This window comes from Niveispirillum sp. BGYR6, assembly GCF_027568365.1.
Taxonomy (GTDB): Bacteria; Pseudomonadota; Alphaproteobacteria; order Azospirillales; family Azospirillaceae; genus Niveispirillum.
In genome coordinates, this window is record NZ_JANLNL010000005.1 from 126461 (window position 1) to 148602 (window position 22142).

The following is a 22142-nucleotide window of genomic DNA, read 5'->3' on the forward strand; positions in this document are numbered from 1 at the left end:
GCCTGTCCTTCATCATCACGCCAGGTTCTTGGCGAAGAATTCCGCCGTGCGGCCATGGGCGATGGTGGCGGCGCGCTCATCATAATGTTTGCCGCCGATGCGGGTGAAGGCATGGTCCTGGCCTTCATAGGTGTGGAGTTCCACCAGCGCGTTGCCGGCCAGCGTCTCACGGATTTTGGCCTGAGCCTCGGGCGGCACAAAGCCATCCTTCTCCGCAATATGCATCAGCAGCGGATGCACGATGGCGGACGCCTCACCCAGGCTGGCCTCAATGCCCACACCATAATAGCTGACATTGGCATCGGCGTCCGTGCGGGTGGCCATGAAATAGGCCAGCTTGCCCCCCAGGCAGAAACCGACAGACCCGACCTTGCCATTGACGCCGGGATAGGCGCGGATGAAATCCAGCGTGGCTTCCAGATCTTCCACGCCCTTTGTCTCGTTGAAACCCTGATAGAGTGAAAAGGCCTTTTTCCATTCCTCTTCCGTCTGGTCGGTGATGGAAACGCCGGGTTCCTGGCGCCAGAACAGATCGGGGGCGATGGCAAAATAACCCTGCGCCGCGTACTTGTCGCAAATGGCACGCAGGTTGGCATTCACGCCGAAAATTTCCTGAATAACGATAATCGCTGCGCCCTCGCCCCCTGCAGGGGCGGCGAGATAGGCATTGAAGCTGCCGCCATCATTGGCCTGGATCGTAACCTCGGTCATGGGAAAAATCCTTCACAAGGTGGTGGTGAAAAAGGGTCGGATGAAAGCACTGACATAAGGGCCCCGACTATTTACGCCCCAAGCAGGCGACGCAGTTCTTCGGGCCCTGTCACGGGTAACGAACAGCTTTGCTGACGACATACATAAGCCGTCGCCAGATTGTTAACCATAGCCTTTCCAGCCGCTGGATGTCCGGGGGGAATTTCATCGCAGGCTGAAAAATGCAGGCTGATCAGGTTGGGCAAGGACAGGCTGTTGGACGCCTGCTGCAGGGCCTGCAGCCCTTGTTCCCCCGGTTGCCCGATCAGCACCAGTTGGATGCCGTTATGGCGCAGGTCAATACCATTCAGATAGGTTGCCAGGGGGAAGAAGTTCCGCCCCACCTCCCCGGCGAAGGCGGTGATCAGGGCGTCGGCCTGCTGGCGATATTCATCCTTGCCGGTCAGATACCAGAGGCGGCTGAACAGGCCAACCAGGGTACCATTGCCCGCAGGCACGGCATTATCATGGGCATGACGGGGCCGCATGATCAGCCCTGCAGCATCGTCGGCGGTGACGAAATAGCCGCCATCGGCATCATCATGGAAATGCTTCTGGATCAGGCCAACCCAGCGTTCGGCCTGATCCAGGAAGCGGCGGTCCCCGGTTGCCTCATACAGCGCCGTGGCGGCACGGGCCATATTGGCATGGTCTTCCAGCGTGCCATCATGCCGGGCACGGCCGTCGCGCCAGCTATGGTACAGCCGTCCATCCGGCCGGGTCATCTGTTCGCTGACAAAGGCAAAGGCGGTGCGGGCGGCCCCCAGCCAATCGGCCCGGTCGAACAGAACCGCTGCCTTGGCCATGGCGGCGATCATCAACCCGTTCCAGTCGGCCAGCACCTTATTATCCCAACCGGGACGCACCCGGCCGGCGCGGGCCTGTAGCAGGCTGGCGCGGCAGCGGGCCAATCTTTCTTCCGTTGCCGGATCGCTCAGCCCCGCCTGCCCCATGCGGGTCAGGATATTGTGATCTTCCCAATTGCCCTCTGCCGTCACCCCATAGGTCTGGCAGAACAGGTCCAGATCATCGGCGGGCAGCAGGCGTTGGATTTCCGACAGGCTCCAGACATAGAAGCGGCCTTCCTCCCCCTCGCTATCGGCATCCAGGGTGGCGGCGAAACCGCCGCCTTCGGCCACCATCTCCGTCAGCACCCAGCCGATGGTCTCCTCAATCCGGGTCGCCAGCAGCGGGTCACGGGTCTCAGCCCAGACCAGGGCCATCAGCTCCACAAGCTGGGCATTGTCGTACAGCATCTTTTCGAAATGCGGCACCAGCCACATCTCATCCGTGGAATAACGGGCAAAGCCGCCGCCCAGATGATCATAGATGCCGCCCTGCGCCATACAGGACAAAGTATGGGTGACGGCGGCGCTGAATTCCGGCTTACCGCTCAGCCGATAGGCCCGCCATAGCAGTTCGAAGATGGAAGGCTGGGGGAATTTTGGTGCCTCCCCAATGCCACCCCAGCGCGGATCAATTTCGCGCACCAACTGACCCGCCACCTGCACCAGCGTATCAGGCCCGACATCGCTGCCTGGGCGCCCCTGGGCCAGCCGCAGCATGGCATCGCGCAATGCTGTGACATTGCGCTGAACCTTGTCCGGTTCGCGCAGATATGTCGCCGCCACCCCGCGCAGCACATCTGGGAAGCCAGCGCGGCCCCAGCGGGCCTCCGGCGGGAAATAGGTGCCACCCCAGAAAGGTTGCCCATCGGGCGTCAAGAACATGGTCAGCGGCCAGCCACCCTGCTGGCCCAGCAACGCCAAGGCCTGCTGATAGATCTGGTCAATGTCCGGCCTCTCCTCCCGATCCACCTTGATATTGATGAACAGCTGGTTCATCAGCTCGGCGATGGCCGGGTTCTCGAAACTCTCATGCGCCATCACATGGCACCAATGGCAGGCGGCATAGCCGACTGACAGCAGAATGGGCTTTCCCTCCGCCTTGGCCTTGGCCAGCGCTTCCGGCCCCCAGGCCAGCCAATGGACGGGGTTGTCCTTGTGCTGCAGAAGATAGGGGCTGGTCTCTTCTCCCAACCGGTTACCGCTGGTGCTGTTGGCGTTTGTGGACATTGATTCTCTCCTGCGGCGCTGCCACGCCGCTTCTCTTTTTCGTCATTCTGCCAGACAAACGCGTCAGGCCCATGACTCTCATTTAGTTTATCCTTGTGTTGAACCCAGGGTGCGGGAAAAATCCAGCCCGAACCGGAACATGGCTGGCGCACTCTGTCGCGCCAGCAACAGCGCGGAAGGTGCGGCATGAAGGTCACGATCGATATCGACTGTACGCCGGAGGAGGCGCGGACCTTCATGGGCTTGCCCGATGTGCAGCCCATGCAACAGGCGCTGATGCGGCAGATGCAGGATCAGCTTTCCGCCAACATCGCCGCCATGGACCCGGAAACCATGTTCAAGACCTGGCTGCCCATGGGGCTGCAGGGCTTTGAACAGTTCCAAAAATTAATGTGGTCGCAGATGTCCAACGCCATGGGCACCGGGCCGAAGGATGGCAAGAAGTGAGCGACGATCCCGCCCTGTATTTCCGCGCCCATGTGTTCTGTTGCACCAATGAGCGGGAGCCGGGCCACCCCCGTGGCTGCTGCCGCGAAAAGGGGGCGGATGAGCTGCGCGATTATATGAAGAAGAAGGCCACCGGCCTGGGTCTGGGCAAGCAGGTGCGTATCAATAATGCCGGCTGTCTGGACCGCTGCGAGCTTGGGCCGTGTCTGGTGATCTACCCGGAAGGGGTCTGGTACACGTTCCGTGACAAGGCGGATATTGATGAGATCCTGCAGACCCATCTGGTGGAAGGCGCGCGGGTGGAACGGCTGATGCTGCAGCCGCAGGACAAAAAGCCCGAAGATATTGCCGCCCGTCAGGGCTGAGCCTTCCCACCGATCCCTTCCATGTTCCACGTGAAACACCGCTGATGCAGGCCGATACGATTTTTGCCCTGGCCTCTGCCGCCGGCCGTGCCGGGGTGCAGGTGATCCGGATTTCCGGCCCCGCTGCAGGCCCCACCCTGCTGGCGCTGGCCGGCACCCTGCCCCGCCCGCGCATGGCCCGGCTGGCGGGCCTGACCGATCCGGCGACGGGGGAGCTGTTCGACAAGGCCCTGTTGCTCTGGTTCCCCGGCCCGGCCAGCTTTACCGGTGAGGATGTGGCGGAACTGCATCTGCATGGCGGGCGGGCGGTGCTAAACGCGGCCACCAGCGCCCTGACCCATCTGGGTCTGCGCGTGGCCGAACCGGGGGAGTTCAGCCGGCGGGCCTTTGAGAATGGCAAGCTGGATTTGACGGAAGCGGAGGCCATCGCCGATCTGGTGGATGCCGAAACCGCCGCGCAGCGCCGCCAGGCCCTGCGCCAGATGGAAGGCGCCTTGGGCCAGCTTTATGAGGGGTGGCGGCACCGGCTGACCCGCGCGCTGGCCCATCTGGAAGCCGATATCGACTTCCCCGAGGAGGATTTGCCGGGTGGCCTGTCCGACGCCGTGCGCCCGGTGGTGCTGACCCTGGTGGAGGAGCTGTCCGCCCATCTGGCCGATCAGGGCCGGGGGGAACGGCTGCGCGATGGCATTTCCATCGCCATCCTGGGGGCCCCCAATGCCGGCAAATCCAGCCTGATGAACGCGATTGCGCGGCGTGATGTGGCCATCGTCTCCAACCAGGCCGGCACGACGCGCGATGTGATTGAGGTGCAGTTGGATTTGGGCGGCTATCCGGTGCTGCTGGCCGACACGGCGGGCCTGCGCGATGCCGCCGATCAGGTGGAAAGCGAAGGCATCCGCCGGGCACTGGACCGGGCGGCCAAGGCGGACCTGAAACTGCTGGTCTTCGATGGCCTGTCCGATCCCGACCCGGCGACCCTAGCCCTAGCCGATGGCGATGCGCTGTTGGTGATGAACAAGGCGGACCAGCCGGGCGCCACCCCGCCGCTTTCCGCCCAGCCGGTGCTGCAGGTCTCCGCCCGCACCGGGGATGGGGTGCCGGCGCTGTTGCAGGCTTTGACCGATGAGGTTTCCCGCCGCTACGCCCCCTCCGGTGCGCCCGCCCTCACCCGTGCCCGCCACCGGGCGGCGCTGGAAGAATGCCGGGAGAACCTGCAGCGGGCGCTCTCCGCCCCCCTGCCCGAACTGGCCGCCGAAGATGTCCGCCTTGCCGCCCGTGCGCTGGGTCGCATCACCGGCCGGGTGGATGTGGAAGAACTGCTGGACGTGATCTTCCGGGATTTCTGTATTGGGAAATAGAAGTAGGCTCTAATCTCAATACTCATGTAATTGAGAAAATATTAATTCTCCGCAATAATAAAGGTGATGCATGGCCGCCTTAGGATTTATTATATTAAATTTTATGCTGGTTTTAACAGTTTATAATTTTATTACAAAGAAAGAAGACAGAAAATCAATAATAAACGGTTTCATAAATCAACCAATACAGGCAATTTTTATTATATTGTGGGGAATTTTCATTTTTATGTTTGGATGGGGTGTATTAAGTGGAGGATATTTTAGTCTATCTCTTAAAACTCCTTGGGGGAAATTTGATACATGGGCTATTGGGGGTATTGGGGCGTTTGTATTTTTCATACTCCACATAGTTTTCGATAAGAAAAGGTAATTTTCCAGTTTCCCAGCTTAATTTATCAGTACCCATGCGCACCCGCCGCTTTGACAGGCGAACCATTTCGCCGTATTTTCCGCCCCATGCAGAACTATGATGTGATCGTGGTTGGCGGCGGCCATGCGGGATGCGAGGCTGCCGCTGCGGCGGCGCGTGCGGGGGCCCGCACCGCGCTGATGACCCATAAGATCGAAACCATTGGCGAGATGTCGTGCAACCCGGCCATTGGTGGCCTGGGTAAGGGCCATCTTGTGCGGGAGATCGACGCGCTGGATGGGGTGATGGGTCGCGTCACCGACCAGGGCGGCATCCAGTTCCGCATCCTGAACCGGTCAAAGGGCCCTGCTGTGCGCGGCCCCCGCGCCCAGGCCGACCGCAAGCTTTATCGCAACGCTATGCAGGCGGCCCTGGCGGCACAGGAAAACCTGACCATCATCGCGGCCGCGGTGGAGGATCTGGTGATTGATGCCGCCGGCCATTGCGCCGGCGTGGTGACGGCGACGGGCGAAACCATCCGCGCGGGGGCCGTGGTGCTGACCACCGGCACTTTCCTGCGTGGCCTGATCCATATTGGTGAAGAGAAAATTCCCGCTGGCCGTGTGGGCGAAGCGCCGGCCCTCGGCCTGTCCGACACGCTGGAACGGGCGGGCTTTGCCCTGGGCCGGTTGAAGACCGGCACGCCGCCCCGGCTGGACGGCAAGACCATTGATTGGGCCGGGCTGGAGGCACAGCCGGGCGACATGCCGCCGCCGCCCTTCTCCACCCTCACCCGCGCCATCACCACGCCGCAGATTGACTGCGCCATCACCTATACGACCGAGGAGGTCCATCGCATCATCCGGGAGAATATCCACCGGGCGCCGATGTATTCCGGCCAGATCGAAGGCATTGGTCCGCGCTATTGCCCCAGCGTGGAAGACAAGATTGTCCGCTTCGCTGACAAGGACCGGCACCAGATTTTCCTGGAGCCGGAGGGGCTGGACGATGACACGGTTTACCCCAACGGCATCTCCACCAGCCTGCCGCGCGATGTGCAGCTTGAAATCCTGAAGCACATCCCCGGCCTGGAACAGGTGCGGATGATCCGGCCCGGCTATGCCATCGAATATGATTATATTGATCCGCGGGAGTTGACCCGCACGCTGGAAACCCGCCGCCTGCCCCGCCTGTTCCTGGCCGGGCAGATCAACGGTACGACGGGCTATGAGGAAGCGGCGGCCCAGGGGTTGATCGCCGGCATCAATGCCGCCTTGGCCGTTGCCGGTTCAGCCCCCTTCGTGCTCGACCGGGCGGAAGCCTATATCGGGGTGCTGATTGATGATTTGATCACGCGCGGCACCAACGAACCTTACCGCATGTTCACCAGCCGGGCGGAATACCGCCTGCTGCTGCGTGCCGATAATGCCGACCAGCGGCTGACCGATCGGGGCCTGTCCATCGGCGTGGTCGGGGTGGAACGTGCCACCCATTGGGCGGAGAAGAAGCAGGCGTTGGCCGAGGCGCGCGCCCTGGTCACTGGCCTGTCGGCCACGCCGAATGAGTTGGAGAAGCACGGGCTGCATATCAACAAGGATGGCGTCCGCCGCACGGCGCTGGACCTGTTGCGCTATCCCGAGATTGATTTCCCCCGCCTCTGCCAGGTCTGGCCGGAACTGAACAGCCTGTCGCCAGACATTGCCGAACAGGTGGAAATCGATGGCAAATATGCCGGCTATCTGGACCGGCAGGAGGCGGATATCCGCGCCTTCCGCAAGGATGAGGCGCTGGAACTGCCGACCGATCTGGACCCGGACAGCATCGCCTCCCTCTCTGCCGAAATCCGGCAGAAGCTGCGCAACGCCAAGCCGGCGACCCTGGGGGCTGCTGCCCGTATACCCGGCATGACGCCTGCAGCGCTGACCGCCCTGTTGCGCCATGTGAAGAAGCGGCATACAGCCGCTTGATCGCTTGACGACGGGGGGCCGGCTTCGTTATCGCTGGCCCCTGTTCCGTTGCCTTAGAGGATGCTGATGACCCCGGCGCAGTTCCAGGCCCGTTTCGGTGTTTCACGTGAAACACTGGACAAGCTGCAGGTCTATGAGGCCCAACTTCGCAAGTGGAACCCGGCCATCAATCTGGTGGCCAAGAGCACTCTGGATGATATTTGGGGCCGGCATCTGGCCGACTCCGCCCAGTTATTTGCGCTGGTCCCTGCAGGAACCCAGGTTCAGGTCGATCTGGGATCGGGTGCCGGCTTCCCCGGTTTGGTGCTGGCGATCATGGGGGTGCCGTCGGTGCATCTGGTGGAATCCGATGTACGCAAGGCCGCCTTTCTGCGGGAAACCGCCCGCTTGACGGGGGCCCCGGCCACCGTTCATGCCGTGCGGATTGAGGTGGCAGAGGTGCCGCCGGCGGATATTGTGTCGGCGCGTGCCCTGGCGGAACTGACCATGTTGTTGCCCTGGGCACACCGCCTGTTAAAAAAGGATGGTGTTTGCCTGTTCCCCAAGGGCAAGACGGCGGAGGATGAATTGACCGCCGTGCGAGATTCCTGGAATATGCGGATTGAGCGTTTTCCAAGCCAGACTGACGCGGCGGGCACCTTGCTTCGCCTGTCCGACATTTCTCCGCGCTGATCCGCGTCACGCGCGCCAAACCTGAGGTTAACGAGAGTGTCGAGCATGTCTCTGCCCATTCCCGCCACCCGTGCCCATATCATCGCGCTTGCCAACCAGAAGGGCGGCGTGGGGAAAACCACCACCACCATCAACCTGGCCACCGCCCTGGCGGCGGTGGGCAAGCGCGTGCTGATCATCGATAATGATCCGCAGGGCAACGCCTCCACCGGCCTGGGCATTCCCCAGTCGAACCGTGAGTTTGGCATTTATGATCTGCTGTTTGCCGACCTGACGGTGGAAGAGGTGGCGGTGACAACCACGGTCCCCGGCCTGTGGGTGGTGACGGCCAATGTCGATCTGTCGGGTGCTGAGGTGGAACTGGTCGGCGTCGAACGCCGGGAGTTCCGCCTGAAGGACAGTTTGGAAAAATCCACCGGCGGCTTCGATTATATTCTGATCGATTGCCCCCCTGCCCTGGGCCTGTTGACCCTGAATGCGCTGGCGGCGGCGGATGCCGTGCTGGTGCCGCTGCAATGTGAATTCTATGCCCTGGAAGGGCTGTCGCATCTGATCCGCACGATTGAGCGGGTGAAGCGCGCCTTCAACCCCACGCTGGAAATCAACGGCGTGGTGTTGACCATGTTTGATCGTCGCAACAATCTCTCCGACATGGTGGCCGCCGATGTGCGCGGCTTCTTCGGGGAGAAAGTGTACGAGACGGTGATCCCCCGCAATGTGCGGGTGTCCGAGGCGCCCAGCCATGGTAAGCCGGTGCTGCTGTATGACCACAAGTCAGCCGGCGCACAGGCCTATATCCATCTGGCGGGCGAGATGTTGAAGCGCGAGCGGAAGCGGCAGTTGGCTTATGGATGAACCGAAAAAGCATCAGCAGCGGACCGGCCTGGGACGCGGCCTTTCCGCCCTGTTCGGTGAGGCAACGGGTGGTGAGGAGGAACAGCAGGTGGATCGGGTTCGCCTGACCCGGCTGCTGCCCATCGACCATGTTCACCCCGGCAAATATCAGCCGCGCCGCAAGTTCGACGAGGATGACCTGTCGGCCCTGGTGGAAAGCGTGCGGGAGCGTGGCATCCTGCAGCCGCTGCTGGTGCGTAAAGATCCTGCAGCGGCACCGGGTGCGCAATCCTATGAGATCATCGCCGGTGAACGCCGCTGGCGGGCGGCCCAGCTTGCCGGGCTGCATGAAGTGCCGGTGCTGGTTCGCACGCTGACGGACCGTGAAGCGCTGGAAATTGCGCTGATCGAAAATATCCAGCGCGCCGACCTAACCCCGCTGGAAGAGGCCGAAGGCTTCAAGCGGTTGATGGATGAGTTTGAGCATACGCAGGAAGATCTGGCTCGCGCCGTTGGCAAAAGCCGGTCGCATGTGGCCAACATGCTGCGCCTGCTGGCCCTGCCCGACCCGGTGAAGGCGCTGGTGCAGGATGGCAGCCTGTCCATGGGCCATGCCCGCGCCCTGTTGACGGCGGCCGACCCGCTGGCCCTGGCGCAGGAGGTCATCAAACAGGGCCTGAATGTGCGCCAGACGGAAGCGCTGGTGAAGCGCATGGCCGAACAGCCGGCCAGCACTGCCCCTGCGCCAAAGGAGAAGGCGCCGGACACGGTGGCGCTGGAACGGGAAATGTCCCACGCGCTGGGGCTGAAGGTGACACTGTCCGCCAACGGGCCGAAGGGCACGCTGCAGATCCATTACCGCAATCTGGATCAGCTGGATGGGGTGCTGAACCGCATCCTGCGGCGGTGAGTTGCAAAGGGGCGCTTCGGCGCCCCTTTTTCTTATGGCAATAAAATCAATAAATTAATGGGAGGCATCCATGAATGGCGAGAATCCGACCGGGGCCGAAGTTGCGGCTTTCTTTGATCGCTACAGCGCTGCTTTTGCCGCCTATGACGCGGCGGCCCTGACGGCCCTGTTTGACCGACCGCTGACGGTGCTGACGGCGGCCCACCCGCTGACCCATGCCGATGATGCGGCGGTGCGGCACTATGTGGAGGCGATGTTCGCCACCTATCACGGCATTGGCCTAGCCTGGCCGGTGCCCGCCGCTGTCTGGGCCTGGCCCTGCGGCCCCGATCTGGCGCGGGCCGAGGTGCTATGGCTGCTGCGCAGCGAGGACCGGGCGGAGATCATGCGCTTTTCCACCTCCTATGTGCTGCGGCGGGATGCGGCTGCCGGGTGGAAGCTGGCGGTGGTCATCGCCTATGAAGAACCGGGCAAGCTGCCGGGTTCGCAGGAATAGCTCCCTGGCTCCCTTGCCCTTTATCTCATTTTTCCATAAAGTAGTTATTATCACTACAAATGGGGCTTGCCATGGAAGAGGCTATTTCTGCGGCGGATGCCAACCGCAAATTTTCCCACATCCTGCGCGGGGTACGTGAGGGGCAATCCTATGTGGTGACGTCGCATGGTAAACCCGTTGCCCGTATCATACCCGCTGACGAGAAGACCAAGGTTCCAGCCGCAGCGCGCGAAGCCCTGCTTTCTCGCCTGGAAGCTCAACCCATTGTCCAGGCCGGGCGCTGGACACGCGATGAGCTTTATGAGGATGAACGGTGAGAATCGCGCTCGACACCAATATCCTGGTCTATGCGGAGGGGGTGAATGATGCGCTGAAACGGGATACCGTTCATGCCCTGCTGCGCCATTTGCCACAGGCATCGGTTCTGATTCCCGTCCAGGTCTTGGGCGAGCTGTTTAATGTTCTGGTGCGTAAGGGAGGGCGGTCCAAGTTGCAGGCCCGTGAGGTTCTGCTTGGCTGGTCCGACAGTTTTCAAACGATCCCCACATCGCCTGATATCATGGTGACGGCGGCAGATCTGGCCGCTGATCATGGTTTCGGTATCTGGGATGCCGTTATTCTGGTTGCTGCCTCGCAGGGGGGGTGCCGTTTGCTGTTGTCTGAAGACCTGCAGAATGGCTTTACCTGGGGTGGGGTTACGGTGGTGAACCCCTTAATGGGGCCGCAGCATCCGTTATTGGTTGCCCTTCTTCAGCAATAAAACCGGAAAGACTCACCCCACCCGCCGTGTCAGCACCGCCAGTCCAGCCACCAGCGCCATTAACATGGCCAGCATCCCATCCCCGAAACGGGCATAGGGGGTGACCGGGGCAGCCAGGGGGAGAGCGGCATCCAGGTGGCCGGTTTCACCCAGGCCCAGCCGGGCGGTGACGCGGCCATAGGCATCGACCACGCCGGAAATGCCGGTATTGGCGGCCCGCACCATCGGCACCCCTTCCTCCACCGCGCGCACGGCACTGATGGCGAAATGCTGGTAGGGGCCGGTGGAATTTCCATACCAGGCATCATTGGTCAGGTTCAGCAGCCAGTGCGGCCGGTTTTCGCCGGTGCGGGCGACATGGCCGGGGAAGATCACCTCATAACAGATCAGCGGGCTGAAGGCGGGCAGGCCCGGCAGGGTCAGGGTTTGCGGACCGGGACCGGGGCTGAAATCGCTGGAAGAGGCCGCCACGGCATTGATGCCCGCAGGCAGGAAATCGCGCAGCGGCATATATTCGCCGAACGGCACCAGATGGAACTTGTCGAAACTGGCGGTGATGGCCCCGCCCGCATCCAGGGCGAACAGGCTGTTATAATAATGCTCCGCCCCATCGGCGCCCTTACCAGCGCGCGGCGCCCCGGTGATCAGCAGGCCGCCGGCGGGTGCAATACGCCCCACCGTCTGGGCCAGCACGGCGCTGTCATTGCCATCGGCCGGGGCCTGCAGGAAATAGGGGATGGCGGTTTCCGGCCAGATGATATGCGTGACCTTCTCCCACCCGTCGGCGGCGGACAGGTTGATGGTCTGGCGGACATTGTTCAGCTTGGCATTGGGGTCCCATTTCAGGGTCTGCGGGATGTTCGGCTGCACCACGCGTAACATCACGCCCGGCACCGTCTCCATCCCCTGCCCCGCCATGCGCCAGCCACCCCAGCCGGCCAGCAGCAGCAGCCCGGCCAAACCGGCGGCGGCCGGGTGACGCCAGTTGGCTCCCACGGCCAGGGCCGGCAGCGTGGCCAGCAGCACGGTCAGCAGCGACAGGCCATAGATGCCGGTGACGGAAACCGCCTGCAGCACTGGCTTCACCGGCCACCAGCCATAACCGATCAGGTTCCAGGGAAAGCCGGTGAAGATATGGCCGCGCAGCCATTCCATCCCCACCCAGCAAAGGGCAAAGACCAGCAGGGAGGCCACCGGCCCCAGCCCGAACCGCCCCACCAGCCAACGATGCAGCAGACAGCCCAGCCCGACAAACACGGCCAGCAGGGCCGGCAGGCCCAGCACGGCGGGCGGCAGCATGAACCAGAAGCGCCCGATATCGACGAACAGCGCCACGGAAATCCAGTAAAGCCCCGGCACATGATGGCCGAAGGCGAAGCACCAGCCGACCCAGAAGCAGCGCTTCGCCGTACCCGCCCCCTGCAGCAGCCACAGCAGCAGCGGAAACGATACCAGCAGCAGCGGCAGCGCATGGAATGGTGGCAGGCTGGCCGTTGCCAGGGCGCCGGCCAGTGCTGCCAGCCCATAAAGCCGCCAGCCGGTCAGTTCCTTGAGGCGGGTGGCAAGGCCGGCCAGCGGGCCGGCTTCAAGGGAAAGGGCGCTCATCTTCTCTCAAGGAACAATCGGCGGATGACCCATTCTATAGCGCAATTGCGGCATGATGGTGAGCACCCACCGGTTTTTCCCCTCAAGGGCAGATCAGCCGCCGTACCCCGTGCAGATCATCGGCCACATAGTGACAAAGGGCGGAGATTTCCGCCGTAGCGGGCAGCATGTCCGGCACCATCACCGCCATCATGCCGGCGGCATGGGCGGCGCGGATGCCATTATGGCTGTCTTCCAGCGCCAGACAATGGGCGGGGTCAACCCCCAGCCGGGCGGCTGCGGTCAGATAGGGTTCCGGATGGGGTTTGCCGCGCGTCACATCATCGCGGGTGACGATGGTGCGGAACCGGTGATGGATGCCGACATGGCGCAGATGCTGGTCAGCCTTCAGCCGACCGGTGGAGGTGGCCACGGCCAGCGGCATCCCGATCTGGTCCAGCGTGTCCAACAGATCGACCACGCCGGTCATCAGCTCCACATCGGCCAGCAGGTCGGTGACGCGGGGCTCAAACGCAGTCATGAAAGCGCGCAAATTGTCTTCACCGCCAAAAAAATCCCGCAGCAGGGTGACGGTTTCGGTCCAGGGGGTGCCGATGATGCCGGCATAGAATTCCTCAGGCATCGGCCGCCCGATGGCGGCTGCCGTCTCCAGCGTTGCCAGTTTCACATGCCGCTCTGTGTCGATCAGCAGCCCGTCCATATCAAAGACAACGGCATGGATGGGGCGCGGCAGGGCGGTGGTGGCAAGCATGGCGGACCTGGTCATGGAAACAGCCTGGGATGATCCATCTGTCAGAACGAAGGTGCACTGGCTATCACGCCAGCGCCACCCGTGCCAGTTCCACACGATCACGGCCGCCCTGCTTGGCGGCATAAAGCGCCTGATCGGCCCGGTCCAGCAACTGGTCCAGGCTTTCCGCCTCCCCACACCATTCGGCCACACCGATGCTGGCGGTCAGCGGGATGGCGACATTTTCATGCGGGATCGGGGTGGCGCCGATGGCTTGGCGGACACGTTCGGCCACGCGTTGGGCCATCTCCAGCCCGGTTTCGGGCAGCAGCACCACCAGTTCCTCCCCGCCATAGCGGGCAATGCAGTCATTGGTGCGCAACACGCCAGCGGCCCGTTCCACCGCCTGACGGATCACCGTGTCGCCGGCGGCATGGCCGTGATTGTCATTGACCAGCTTGAACCGGTCCAGATCGATCAGCAGCAGGGAAAGCTGGCGATGGTAACGCCCTGCCCGCTCACATTCCCGCAAGGCATGTTCCATGAAGCAGCGGCGGTTCATGATGCCGGTCAGGCTGTCGATGCTGGCCAGCCGTTCCAGCTTGGCATTCGCTTCCATCAGCTCATGCGTGCGTTCGGTCACCCGGCTTTCCAGCGTCTGGGTCATGCTGCGCAGATCGGCATTCACCCGGCGCAGCTTTTCATACAGCACGATATTGGCCAGACCGGCCGCCACCTTGGCCGCCAGCACGCCCAGCAGGTCGCAATCCAGCGGGCCCAGCGGGCGGCCGCAATCCAGCAGGGTCAGGAACAGGCTGCCATCCGGCCCTGGCAGATAAAGCCCGGCGCGTTGACCCGCCGCCCCCGTCTGGCGGGATGTTTCCAGAGCGGCCAGCGCCTGGTGCAGCGGATGGCCCGGCAGGGGCAGCGCTTCGCCCGCCCAGTTGCCGCTGGCGGCTACCGGCCGATAACGCGGCGCATCGGCGCTGTCATTCCCGTCGGTTTCCACCGCGCAGACCAACCCGTCAACCATTGTCCCCAGGATGGCGCCCGTCTGTTCCAGCACGGTCTGGGCATAGGCTTCCAGGCCCATATCCGGGCGCAGCCGGTCGTCCAGCGCAATCATCCGGCGCAGGCCATGCCGGTTGGTTTCAATGGCGACGATATCGTCAAAGGCGCGCAGGGCAGCAATAACGGTGGTGAACAGCTTCTGCGCCGTCAGCTCCGTCTTGGCCTTGTAATCATTCACGTCGTAATCGACGATCACCCGTTCTTCCGGTGCCTGACCGGGCTGGCCGGTGCGCAGGATCAACCGGACGGTGTGATTGCCCAGATCATCGCGGATGGCCCGCACCAGCCGCAGGCCGGCATCGTCGGTTTCCATCACCACATCCAGCAGCACCAGCGCCATGTCTGGTTGCGCTTTCAGGATGGTCAGCGCCTGGGCGGCGGAGAAGGCAGAAATCAGCTCCAGCGGCCGGTTGCGGAAATTAACCTTGCGCAGGGCATAGCGGGTGACGCTATGCACCTCTTCGTCATCATCGACGATCAGCACCCGCCAGGGGGCCAGCACGGTTGAGACCGGGGAAGCGGCGGCAGGGGTTGGCGCGCGCAGCGACCCATCTTCCGCGAACAGGAAATCATCCTCAACCCCGTCCACCGATAATCCCCCAACCGGTTGGTGCCTGCGCGTCCATTCCAGCCCTTGCATCCGGCAGGTTGTTCCCCCGCCGTTCCAGAAGCGCTGTTGCCGCGACGATTGTATGCAATCTGTAATCCGGGGGGAGTATAGCCGAATTTTCCTGAAATGCTTGTCCTTATTATCGCCATGCAGCATGGGGCGGGAAGCGAAAGGGAAGGAAATTTTCTTGCGTTGGCAAGGCACTGGCAGGAAGCGGGCGACGCGCATATCCTGTCCCCCTTCATCCACCCAAGGGGATCAGCATGTCAGGTTCAACGCGTGGCAATAAAGGCAAACCGGCGGTTCTCGCCCTGTTTGCCGTGCTGGTGGCGGGTGTCGCCACGGCCTATATCCTGACCCCGAACAAGCAGGCTGAGATGTCCGCCGATCACAATTCCCAGGCCACCGTGCTGCCGCCGCTGAAGCAGGGCAATTTCCCGGCCCCGCCCGTTGCCCAACAGGTTCCGGTGGAACATGTGCGCCATGGCGACACCTATATCGACCCTTATGACTGGCTGCGGGATCGCTCCTATCCCAAGGTCGATGACCCGGCGGTGCTGGATTACCTGAAGGCGGAAAACAACTATACCGAGCAGGTGATGGGTAAGGAGGAGGATGGCTTGCGCGCCAAGCTGTTCGCCGAATTAAAGGGTCGGGTCAAGGAAGATGACAGCGGTGTGCCTTATCGCCAGGGCGATTACATCTATCAAGGCCGCTATTCTGCCGGCCAGGATCACCCGGTTTATGTCCGCCGCCCGCAGGATGCTGCGGAAGGCAGCGAAACCGTCATCCTGGATGTTAACCAGTTGGCGGCCGGCAAGGGCTTCTTCGACCTGGGCGGGTTTGAGCCCAGCCCCGATGGGCGCTACCTCGCCTATAGCTATGATGACAGCGGGTCGGAGGATTTTGCCCTGGTGGTCAAGGATCTGACGACCGGGGAGCTGATCGGCCAGCCGATTCCCGGCACGTCGGGTTCCATCGTCTGGGCGGCGGACAACAAGACCCTGTTCTATGTGCTGCGTGATGAGAATCAGCGGCCGAAAAAGGTGCTGCGCCACACGCTGGGCGCCGCCAATGACACGGATATTGAGGTTTATGAGGAGAAAGACCCCTCCTGGTGGGTGGGTATTTCTGCCAGCCAGTCCGGCCGCTTCATCGAAATTGGCAGCGGCACGCTGGTAGCCAGCGAAACCATGCTGATCCCGGCCGATCAGCCCGATGCCAAGCCCAAGGTGGTGATCCCCCGCCGGGACAACCACCTGTACAGCGTGGCCGATCAGGGCGATACGCTGTGGATTTTGACCAATGACAAGCACCTGAATTTCCGGCTGGTGAAGGCGCCGCTGGCCGACTGGTCGGAAAAGAACTGGCAGGAGGTGATGCCCGCCTCTGACCGGCAATATCTGACCGGCCTGCTGGCGCTGAAGGATTGGCTGGTGGTGTTCGGCCGCCAGGATGGCAACCAGCAGGTCTGGGTGCGCGATGCCAAGGGCGATACCCATACGATCGCCTTCCCCGATGCCGCCTTCGCCGTGGCGGCGGCGAATAATGAGGTTTATGACACCGGCACGATTCGCCTGCGTTACAATTCGCTGGTCACACCACCCACCACCTATGATTACGATCTGGCCGCCCGCAGCCTGACCACCCGCAAGGTGCAGGAAATCCCCAGCGGCTATGATCCCACGCTCTATACGTCGGAAAGCCTGATGGCACCGGCGCGCGACGGCACGCTGATCCCCGTCTCCATCGTCTATCGCAAGGATTTCAAGAAGGACGGCAAGGCATCGCTGCATCTCTATGGCTATGGTTCCTATTCCATTGCCATTGATCCCAGCTTCTCCAGCGCCCGCATCGGCCTGCTGGATCGCGGTTTCGCCTATGCCATCGCCCATATCCGGGGTGGCGAGGAAATGGGCCGGCCCTGGCACGATGCCGGCCGGGTGCTGAACAAGCCAAACACCTTCCATGATTTCATCGATGTAGCGCAGTTCCTGGTGAACCAGGGCTATAGCAGCCCCGGCCATATCTCCATTGAGGGCGGCTCCGCCGGTGGCACCCTGATGGGGGCGGTGCTGAACATGGCGTCTGATGGCATGTTCGCCGGGGCGGTGGCGCATGTGCCGTTCGTCGATGTGCTGAACACCCTGTTCGACGATACGCTGCCGCTGACCGCCAGCGATTACCCGGAATGGGGCAATCCCAATGATGAAGCCGTCTATAAGGTCATGAAGACCTACAGCCCCTATGACAATGTGGCCAAGCGGCCCTATCCGCCGCTGCTGATCACGGCGGGGCTGAATGATTACCGCGTCACCTATTGGGAGCCGGCCAAATGGGCGGCCCGGCTGCGGGTGATGAAGACGGATGATAATGTGGTGCTGCTGAAGACAGAAATGACGGCCGGCCATGGCGGCTCCAAGGGCCGCTTCGACAAGCTGAAGGAGGTGGCTTTGTCCCAGGCTTTCATCCTGCGTGCCCACGGCATCAGCCAGTGATGATGGAGGGCGGCATCATCGCCCGCTACCCCGCCGATGCGCAAAAGGCCGATGGTCTGCGCGCGGCGGCGGGGCTGGCCCTGTCCGGCGGGCCATTCCTGCTGGTCACCCCGCATCCGGTGATCGCGGTGCCGCTGGGCGCAGTGGCGGGCCTGTTCCTGGTCTTCGCCCTGCGCACCCTGGCCCGCCAGCTGGAAACCATCCGGGTGGATGCGGCGGGCCTGCAGGTTACCGGCCTGTGGCAGCGGCGCATCGACTGGGCGGCGCTGGAGAGGGTCAGCCTGAAATATTACGCAACCAAGCGTGACCGGTCCGGCGGCTGGATGCGTCTGGTGTTGGCCGGTGGTGGCCGGCGGCTGGCGCTGGAAAGCCAGTTGGAAGGTTTCGATGCCATCGCCGCCCGTGTCGCCGAGGCCGTGCTGGCGCGCGGGCTGGTGGTGGATAAGGCGACGCGGGAAAATTTCCTGGCCCTGGGCCATTACCTGCCGGGACCGGATTGATCCGCCCGGCCCCGGCAGGCAATGACAGCATCAGGAGGCCTGGCGCAGGTCATGGATGAAGGCGCCCAGCCGCCGGTTCATTTCCCCGCTCATCCGTTCCGCATCACCGGCTGTGGCAGTTGTCTTGCCGATGGCACCCGCGACGGAGGAGGCCATATCGGCCATGTTCCCCACCAGCTGGCCCAGGGTGGTGGCCCGACCGGAAACCGTCTGAATGGATCGGCTGATCTCCCCCACCGTGGCTTGCTGCTGCTGCATGGCGGCGGCGATTTCCGCCGTGTTGCCATCCACCGCCCCGATGGAGCGGGCCACGGTGCTGATGGCGGCGACGGCCGCCTGGGTCGCACTCTGGATTTCGCCGATCTGGCGGCTGATATCCTCGGTCGCCCGTGCCGTCTGATTGGCCAGCCCCTTGACCTCCGACGCGACGATGGCAAAGCCCTTGCCTGCTTCTCCGGCACGGGCCGCCTCGATGGTGGCGTTCAGCGCCAGCAGATTGGTCTGGCCGGCAATATCGGCGATCAACTGCACCACCCCGCCAATACGTTCCGCCACGCCCGACAGATCCGCCACCTGCCCTTCCACCAGCCGTACCTCCTGCACCGTCTCCCGCACCTGGGTCGCGGTCTGGTGGATGGTGCGGGTGACATCGGTGATGCTGGCGGCCATCTGCTCCACGGCGGCGGCCACCGCTGCGGTATGGCTGATGGCATCCACCGCCTCGCCCCGGGCTGATCGGGTGGCGCTCTGCGTATCCGCCACCTGATTGCCCAAGATCTGCGCCTCGTCCCGCAGGCCCCGAACCGCCGCATCCAGGCGGCGGGTGATGGTCTCCACGTCGGCGGCAAAGCGATCGGCCAGCGATTTCTGCACGGCCGTGCGTTCGGCCCGCAAGGCATTCTCCGCGGCCAGCTGGGCATGGCGCAGCCGCTCGGTTTCCGCTGCTGCTGCCTCCGCCCGCTGCGTGGCGCTGTCGCTGGCGGCAAAGCTGCGTTCCAGCCCATAGGCCAGCCAGGAAAGTACCCCCGTCTCCATCACCACCACCAGCGCATGAAACAGCACGCGGCCCAGGCTGCCGCTTTCCGTGCCGAACACCAGGGATGGCAAAAGGAAACTGAAGGATAAATGATGTACCGCCGTCACCCCGGCCCCCAGCAGGATGACCCGCCAGTTGCAGAAGGCGGTCAGCATGGCCAGTACAGCGAAATAGACCATGTGGAAATCAATCTGCCAGCCATTTTGCGCCGATGCCACCAGCACCGACACTTGAACCATGGCCAGCATGGCGAACAGATATTCTACCGCTGGCCGGGCCATGCCGCCTTTCCAGGCCAGCGTGGCGATCAGTGCCACCGCAGCGGCCAGCAATGGCGGTGTTGCGCTGCCAATGCCGCTTAACAAACCCGTGGCAAAGGCGGCCGGAACACAGGCCCAGAAGAACAAAGTGAAGATCAGCAGCGCCTGCTGGCGGATGGTGGTGATCGACAACATGGGGGAAGACCTCGGTTCTGGTCGGTCAGGCCCGGCTGGGCGAGGGTACGCAGCCAGCCGCCGTTGAGGGCAGCCGCCACACCGCCACGCGTGACAGGCGGGCGGCCGTTTCAGCATCCTCCACCTCCACAATCCACACACCTGGCATGGTCCCAGGCTGGCGCAATGACACGCCGGTGGCGGCCAGGATGCGCAGCTGGCTTTCCTGGGGCTGCCAAGGCCACAGCATCACCGCCATGGTTCCCCGCGCGGGCTGCAACAGCCCGGCGGCCAAAAGGGGTGATGACAGGCATAGGCATCCCACAAGCCAGAGCAGCTTGAGTGAATGTCTGGGCATGTCGGCAGAGGCGAAGGTGAAGTGGATCAATGACGCAGGAAATAGGCGGGGCTGTTGCCATCGCCACCTATCCAACCGGTCAGATACAATTGCCGAGATTTGGATATAGGAGATTTGGAAAAGTTGTAATGAACAACGCTTGCGTCTTTATTAGAGACTGCCAGTGACTGTCCCGGAAGCGATTGTGGTTCCCCAAATAAGCAACACCCTGGATCGGGACAGTCGGTCCCGATCCAGGGTGTGATCCGCAGCGCTTTCTTATCGGCGGATCAGGCCGCCCGGCGCAACTGTTGGATGAAGGCATCCAGACGCTTGTTCATGTCCGATCCCATCTGTTCGGTATCGGCGGCCGTCTGGCTGGTTTTATGGATGGCATCGGCAATCTTGTTGGCGACGTCGGCCATGGAACCGATCACCCTGCCCAGGCTGGCCGTGCGGTTGGAGACGGCCTGGATTGACTGGGTGATTTCCACCACCGCCCCTTCCTGACGGCGCATCGCGGCGGCGATGTCGGTGGCGCTGTCATCCACCGCACCGATGGAACGGGAGACCTCGCCAATGGCGGTGACAGCGGTACCGGTCACGGCCTGAATCTCGGCAATCTGCCGGCTGATCTCCTCGGTGGCCCTGGCGGTCTGGGTGGCCAGATTCTTCACTTCCGAGGCGACAATGGCAAAGCCCTTGCCGGCTTCCCCGGCGCGGGCGGCTTCGATGGTGGCATTCAGCGCCAGCAGGTTGGTCTGGCCGGCAATGCTGGCGATCAGCTGCACCACATTGCCGATATTACTGGCCGCATCTGACAGTTCCGCTACCCGCCGTTCGACATTCTGCACATCAGCCGTCGTCTCCCGCACCCGGCTGGCGGTGGCAGCCACCGTCTGCGATACTTCGGCAATGGTGGCCGCCATCTGCTCAACCGTGCCGGCCACGCTGGCGGCGTGGCTGACAGCATCGGCGGCTTCGGCCTTGGCTCCCTGGGTGGCGCTTTCCGTATCGCTGACTTGCCGGCCCATGATCTCCGCCTCATGGCGCAGGGTGCGCACCGCCCCGTCCATGCGCTGGGTCAGCGTCTGCACATCGCTGGCAAACCGGTCGGCCAAGCTGTGATTCAGGGCGATCAGTTCGGCCCGGCGGGCCTCCTCGGCGGCGATCTGCTCCCGTTTCAGCCGTTCCACCTCCACCACCGTGCCGGCCAGGGCAGTTTCAACATTGCTGAAGGCTTTTTCCATGTTGTGCGAAAGCCAGGCCAGCACGGCGGTTTCCATCACCACGATCACAGCATGGAACAGCACCCGCAGAATGCTCTCCCCGCCATTGCCGAACACCAGCCAGGGGGTCAGGAAGCTCAAGGTCAGATGATGCACCGCCGCCGTGGCGGCGGCGACCACGATCACCTTCCAGTTACAGAACACGGCCAGCATCGCCAACACGGCGAAATAAACCATGTGGAAATCGATCTGCCAGGGGCCTTCGGCGCAGGCCACCATGATGGAGACCTGCACCATGCCCAGGATGGCAAACAGATATTCAATGGCGGGGCGCGCCATGCCACCCCGCCAGGCAATCGTGGCAATGGTGGCAACCAGGGCGGCCCCCGCCGTGCCCCCCAGGACGCTCACCTTGTCCAGGTAAGCGACCAGGGTTGTAATCGGGACACAGGCCCAGAAGAAGGCAACAAAGCCAACCAGGGCCCGCAGGCGGATCGTGTTGATTGACAGCATTTCTCAAAATTCCCAGCCAGTTAAGCCAAGCCCTGTTTTCGATATTTTGGTTTTGTTCTTGCCGCCCCTCAGCGGGGTGTCGGTGGCCCGCCAGTGCAGCCGCTTGCCCGGCTGGGGAAGGTCAGGGCGGGCAGCTGTGACAGCCGCGCTGCGGTCGCAGCATCTTCCACCTCGACAATCCAGCTGCCCGGCAGCATACCCGCCTCACGCAGAAGAACCCCCGACTGTGCCAGCCACTGGGTCTGGCTCTGCTGGGATAACCAGGGTGCCATCATTACGGCCACGGTTCCAATGGCCGCTGGTGCCCGACCACTCAGCAGTAAAGGAAGCAGGATACCACCCAAGGCAACGATGCAGATCACGATATGATGGTGATTCTTCATTGTTGGAATTCCTGATGGCGTGTCGACAAAACTGTCGTTTTTTTTCGTATCACGCAATCTGGCCTTCTGCATAGGGTTCGGCAGATAGTTTGGAACTTGCCTTATTCGGTTCGTCTTTTGCCCCTGCGCCGGCCTTGCCGGTGCCCCGCAGCGCCTGCAAGGCACCCTGACCGGCTGCGCCTTTGACAGAAGCCGGTTTCTGCCCCATCT

At 62.8% G+C, this 22142-nt stretch carries 22 protein-coding genes; 13 read left to right on the plus strand and 9 right to left on the minus strand.

What is annotated here, in order from left to right; genetic code table 11:
* Window positions 1-15 precede the first annotated feature (15 nt).
* On the minus strand, window positions 16-711 hold the full coding sequence (locus PCJ49_RS13060) for a dienelactone hydrolase family protein (RefSeq protein ID WP_269911290.1): 696 nt from the start codon (window positions 709-711) through the stop codon (window positions 16-18).
* Between the two features lie 71 nt (window positions 712-782).
* On the minus strand, window positions 783-2825 hold the full coding sequence (locus tag PCJ49_RS13065; protein WP_269911291.1) for a thioredoxin domain-containing protein: 2043 nt from the start codon (window positions 2823-2825) through the stop codon (window positions 783-785).
* Between the two features lie 186 nt (window positions 2826-3011).
* Here PCJ49_RS13065 and PCJ49_RS13070 point away from each other — a divergent pair, with 186 nt between their 5' ends.
* From PCJ49_RS13070 to PCJ49_RS13120, 11 genes are all read left to right on the plus strand, one after another.
* Entirely contained in the window at window positions 3012-3272 is a 261-nt protein-coding gene (locus PCJ49_RS13070; RefSeq protein ID WP_089288752.1) for a DUF6489 family protein, read from the plus strand.
* On the plus strand, window positions 3269-3637 hold the full coding sequence (locus PCJ49_RS13075) for a (2Fe-2S) ferredoxin domain-containing protein (RefSeq protein WP_089288751.1): 369 nt from the start codon (window positions 3269-3271) through the stop codon (window positions 3635-3637). The genes PCJ49_RS13070 and PCJ49_RS13075 overlap by 4 nt, the downstream gene beginning before the upstream one ends.
* A gap of 44 nt (window positions 3638-3681) precedes the next feature.
* Window positions 3682-4998: a tRNA uridine-5-carboxymethylaminomethyl(34) synthesis GTPase MnmE gene (gene mnmE / locus PCJ49_RS13080; RefSeq protein WP_269911292.1), complete on the plus strand. Its 1317-nt coding sequence runs from the start codon at window positions 3682-3684 to the stop codon at window positions 4996-4998.
* 70 nt (window positions 4999-5068) lie between these two features.
* The gene (locus PCJ49_RS13085) at window positions 5069-5368 is read left to right on the plus strand and encodes a hypothetical protein (RefSeq protein WP_269911293.1); all 300 of its coding nucleotides are present in this window, start codon (window positions 5069-5071) and stop codon (window positions 5366-5368) included.
* 86 nt (window positions 5369-5454) lie between these two features.
* Window positions 5455-7314: a tRNA uridine-5-carboxymethylaminomethyl(34) synthesis enzyme MnmG gene (mnmG, locus tag PCJ49_RS13090; RefSeq protein ID WP_269911294.1), complete on the plus strand. Its 1860-nt coding sequence runs from the start codon at window positions 5455-5457 to the stop codon at window positions 7312-7314.
* Between the two features lie 66 nt (window positions 7315-7380).
* On the plus strand, window positions 7381-7986 hold the full coding sequence (gene rsmG / locus PCJ49_RS13095; RefSeq protein ID WP_269911295.1) for a 16S rRNA (guanine(527)-N(7))-methyltransferase RsmG: 606 nt from the start codon (window positions 7381-7383) through the stop codon (window positions 7984-7986).
* 45 nt (window positions 7987-8031) lie between these two features.
* On the plus strand, window positions 8032-8841 hold the full coding sequence (locus PCJ49_RS13100; RefSeq protein WP_089288747.1) for a ParA family protein: 810 nt from the start codon (window positions 8032-8034) through the stop codon (window positions 8839-8841).
* Window positions 8834-9730 carry a ParB/RepB/Spo0J family partition protein gene (locus PCJ49_RS13105; RefSeq protein ID WP_269911296.1) on the plus strand — a complete coding sequence of 299 codons (897 nt, stop codon included), beginning with the start codon at window positions 8834-8836 and terminating at the stop codon, window positions 9728-9730. Before PCJ49_RS13100 ends, PCJ49_RS13105 begins: the two co-directional genes overlap by 8 nt.
* A gap of 70 nt (window positions 9731-9800) precedes the next feature.
* Entirely contained in the window at window positions 9801-10226 is a 426-nt protein-coding gene (locus PCJ49_RS13110) for a nuclear transport factor 2 family protein (protein WP_269911297.1), read from the plus strand.
* A 71-nt stretch (window positions 10227-10297) separates the two neighbouring features.
* A complete protein-coding gene (locus tag PCJ49_RS13115) occupies window positions 10298-10543 on the plus strand; it encodes a type II toxin-antitoxin system prevent-host-death family antitoxin (protein ID WP_269911298.1) in 246 nt (81 codons plus the stop codon).
* A complete protein-coding gene (locus PCJ49_RS13120) occupies window positions 10540-10986 on the plus strand; it encodes a PIN domain-containing protein (RefSeq protein ID WP_269911299.1) in 447 nt (148 codons plus the stop codon). The genes PCJ49_RS13115 and PCJ49_RS13120 overlap by 4 nt, the downstream gene beginning before the upstream one ends.
* A gap of 12 nt (window positions 10987-10998) precedes the next feature.
* Here the strand turns inward: PCJ49_RS13120 and lnt are convergent, their stop codons facing one another.
* The 3 genes from lnt to PCJ49_RS13135 all read right to left on the minus strand — a co-directional run bounded on the left by lnt (window position 10999) and on the right by PCJ49_RS13135 (window position 14981).
* Window positions 10999-12591, minus strand: coding sequence for an apolipoprotein N-acyltransferase (gene lnt, locus PCJ49_RS13125; RefSeq protein ID WP_269911300.1), 1593 nt, complete (start codon window positions 12589-12591; stop codon window positions 10999-11001).
* An 82-nt stretch (window positions 12592-12673) separates the two neighbouring features.
* The gene (locus PCJ49_RS13130; protein WP_269911301.1) at window positions 12674-13357 is read right to left on the minus strand and encodes an HAD family phosphatase; all 684 of its coding nucleotides are present in this window, start codon (window positions 13355-13357) and stop codon (window positions 12674-12676) included.
* Window positions 13358-13406: 49 nt separating this feature from the next.
* Window positions 13407-14981 (minus strand): diguanylate cyclase, encoded by a 1575-nt coding sequence (locus PCJ49_RS13135; protein ID WP_269911302.1) that lies wholly within the window; start codon window positions 14979-14981, stop codon window positions 13407-13409.
* Between the two features lie 284 nt (window positions 14982-15265).
* On the opposite strand from PCJ49_RS13135, the gene PCJ49_RS13140 reads away from it, so the two are divergent.
* Entirely contained in the window at window positions 15266-17500 is a 2235-nt protein-coding gene (locus tag PCJ49_RS13140; protein WP_269911303.1) for a S9 family peptidase, read from the plus strand.
* Window positions 17500-18000, plus strand: a complete 501-nt coding sequence (locus PCJ49_RS13145; RefSeq protein ID WP_269911304.1) for a hypothetical protein — start codon at window positions 17500-17502, stop codon at window positions 17998-18000. Before PCJ49_RS13140 ends, PCJ49_RS13145 begins: the two co-directional genes overlap by 1 nt.
* 30 nt (window positions 18001-18030) lie before the next feature.
* Here PCJ49_RS13145 and PCJ49_RS13150 read toward each other — a convergent pair whose 3' ends face one another.
* The 4 genes from PCJ49_RS13150 to PCJ49_RS13165 form a co-directional block, all read right to left on the minus strand.
* Window positions 18031-19491, minus strand: a complete 1461-nt coding sequence (locus PCJ49_RS13150; protein WP_269911305.1) for a methyl-accepting chemotaxis protein — start codon at window positions 19489-19491, stop codon at window positions 18031-18033.
* A 25-nt stretch (window positions 19492-19516) separates the two neighbouring features.
* Window positions 19517-19723, minus strand: coding sequence for a hypothetical protein (locus tag PCJ49_RS13155; RefSeq protein WP_269911306.1), 207 nt, complete (start codon window positions 19721-19723; stop codon window positions 19517-19519).
* 374 nt (window positions 19724-20097) lie between these two features.
* On the minus strand, window positions 20098-21549 hold the full coding sequence (locus PCJ49_RS13160; protein WP_269911307.1) for a methyl-accepting chemotaxis protein: 1452 nt from the start codon (window positions 21547-21549) through the stop codon (window positions 20098-20100).
* 68 nt (window positions 21550-21617) lie between these two features.
* Complete coding sequence (locus tag PCJ49_RS13165) at window positions 21618-21989, minus strand: hypothetical protein (RefSeq protein ID WP_269911308.1); 372 nt, start codon at window positions 21987-21989, stop codon at window positions 21618-21620.
* Window positions 21990-22142: the final 153 nt, after the last annotated feature.

What these genes read in the sequence shown, in the direction of transcription:
- PCJ49_RS13060 (WP_269911290.1), bottom strand. Translation starts at nt 711, where the DNA reads ATGACCGAGGTTACGATCCAGGCCAATGATGGCGGCAGCTTCAATGCC.
- PCJ49_RS13065 (WP_269911291.1), bottom strand. Translation starts at nt 2,825, where the DNA reads ATGTCCACAAACGCCAACAGCACCAGCGGTAACCGGTTGGGAGAAGAG.
- PCJ49_RS13070 (WP_089288752.1), top strand. Translation starts at nt 3,012, where the DNA reads ATGAAGGTCACGATCGATATCGACTGTACGCCGGAGGAGGCGCGGACC.
- mnmE (WP_269911292.1), top strand. Translation starts at nt 3,682, where the DNA reads ATGCAGGCCGATACGATTTTTGCCCTGGCCTCTGCCGCCGGCCGTGCC.
- PCJ49_RS13085 (WP_269911293.1), top strand. Translation starts at nt 5,069, where the DNA reads ATGGCCGCCTTAGGATTTATTATATTAAATTTTATGCTGGTTTTAACA.
- mnmG (WP_269911294.1), top strand. Translation starts at nt 5,455, where the DNA reads ATGCAGAACTATGATGTGATCGTGGTTGGCGGCGGCCATGCGGGATGC.
- rsmG (WP_269911295.1), top strand. Translation starts at nt 7,381, where the DNA reads ATGACCCCGGCGCAGTTCCAGGCCCGTTTCGGTGTTTCACGTGAAACA.
- PCJ49_RS13100 (WP_089288747.1), top strand. Translation starts at nt 8,032, where the DNA reads ATGTCTCTGCCCATTCCCGCCACCCGTGCCCATATCATCGCGCTTGCC.
- PCJ49_RS13105 (WP_269911296.1), top strand. Translation starts at nt 8,834, where the DNA reads ATGGATGAACCGAAAAAGCATCAGCAGCGGACCGGCCTGGGACGCGGC.
- PCJ49_RS13110 (WP_269911297.1), top strand. Translation starts at nt 9,801, where the DNA reads ATGAATGGCGAGAATCCGACCGGGGCCGAAGTTGCGGCTTTCTTTGAT.
- PCJ49_RS13115 (WP_269911298.1), top strand. Translation starts at nt 10,298, where the DNA reads ATGGAAGAGGCTATTTCTGCGGCGGATGCCAACCGCAAATTTTCCCAC.
- lnt (WP_269911300.1), bottom strand. Translation starts at nt 12,591, where the DNA reads ATGAGCGCCCTTTCCCTTGAAGCCGGCCCGCTGGCCGGCCTTGCCACC.
- PCJ49_RS13130 (WP_269911301.1), bottom strand. Translation starts at nt 13,357, where the DNA reads ATGACCAGGTCCGCCATGCTTGCCACCACCGCCCTGCCGCGCCCCATC.
- PCJ49_RS13140 (WP_269911303.1), top strand. Translation starts at nt 15,266, where the DNA reads ATGTCAGGTTCAACGCGTGGCAATAAAGGCAAACCGGCGGTTCTCGCC.
- PCJ49_RS13145 (WP_269911304.1), top strand. Translation starts at nt 17,500, where the DNA reads ATGATGGAGGGCGGCATCATCGCCCGCTACCCCGCCGATGCGCAAAAG.
- PCJ49_RS13150 (WP_269911305.1), bottom strand. Translation starts at nt 19,491, where the DNA reads ATGTTGTCGATCACCACCATCCGCCAGCAGGCGCTGCTGATCTTCACT.
- PCJ49_RS13160 (WP_269911307.1), bottom strand. Translation starts at nt 21,549, where the DNA reads ATGCTGTCAATCAACACGATCCGCCTGCGGGCCCTGGTTGGCTTTGTT.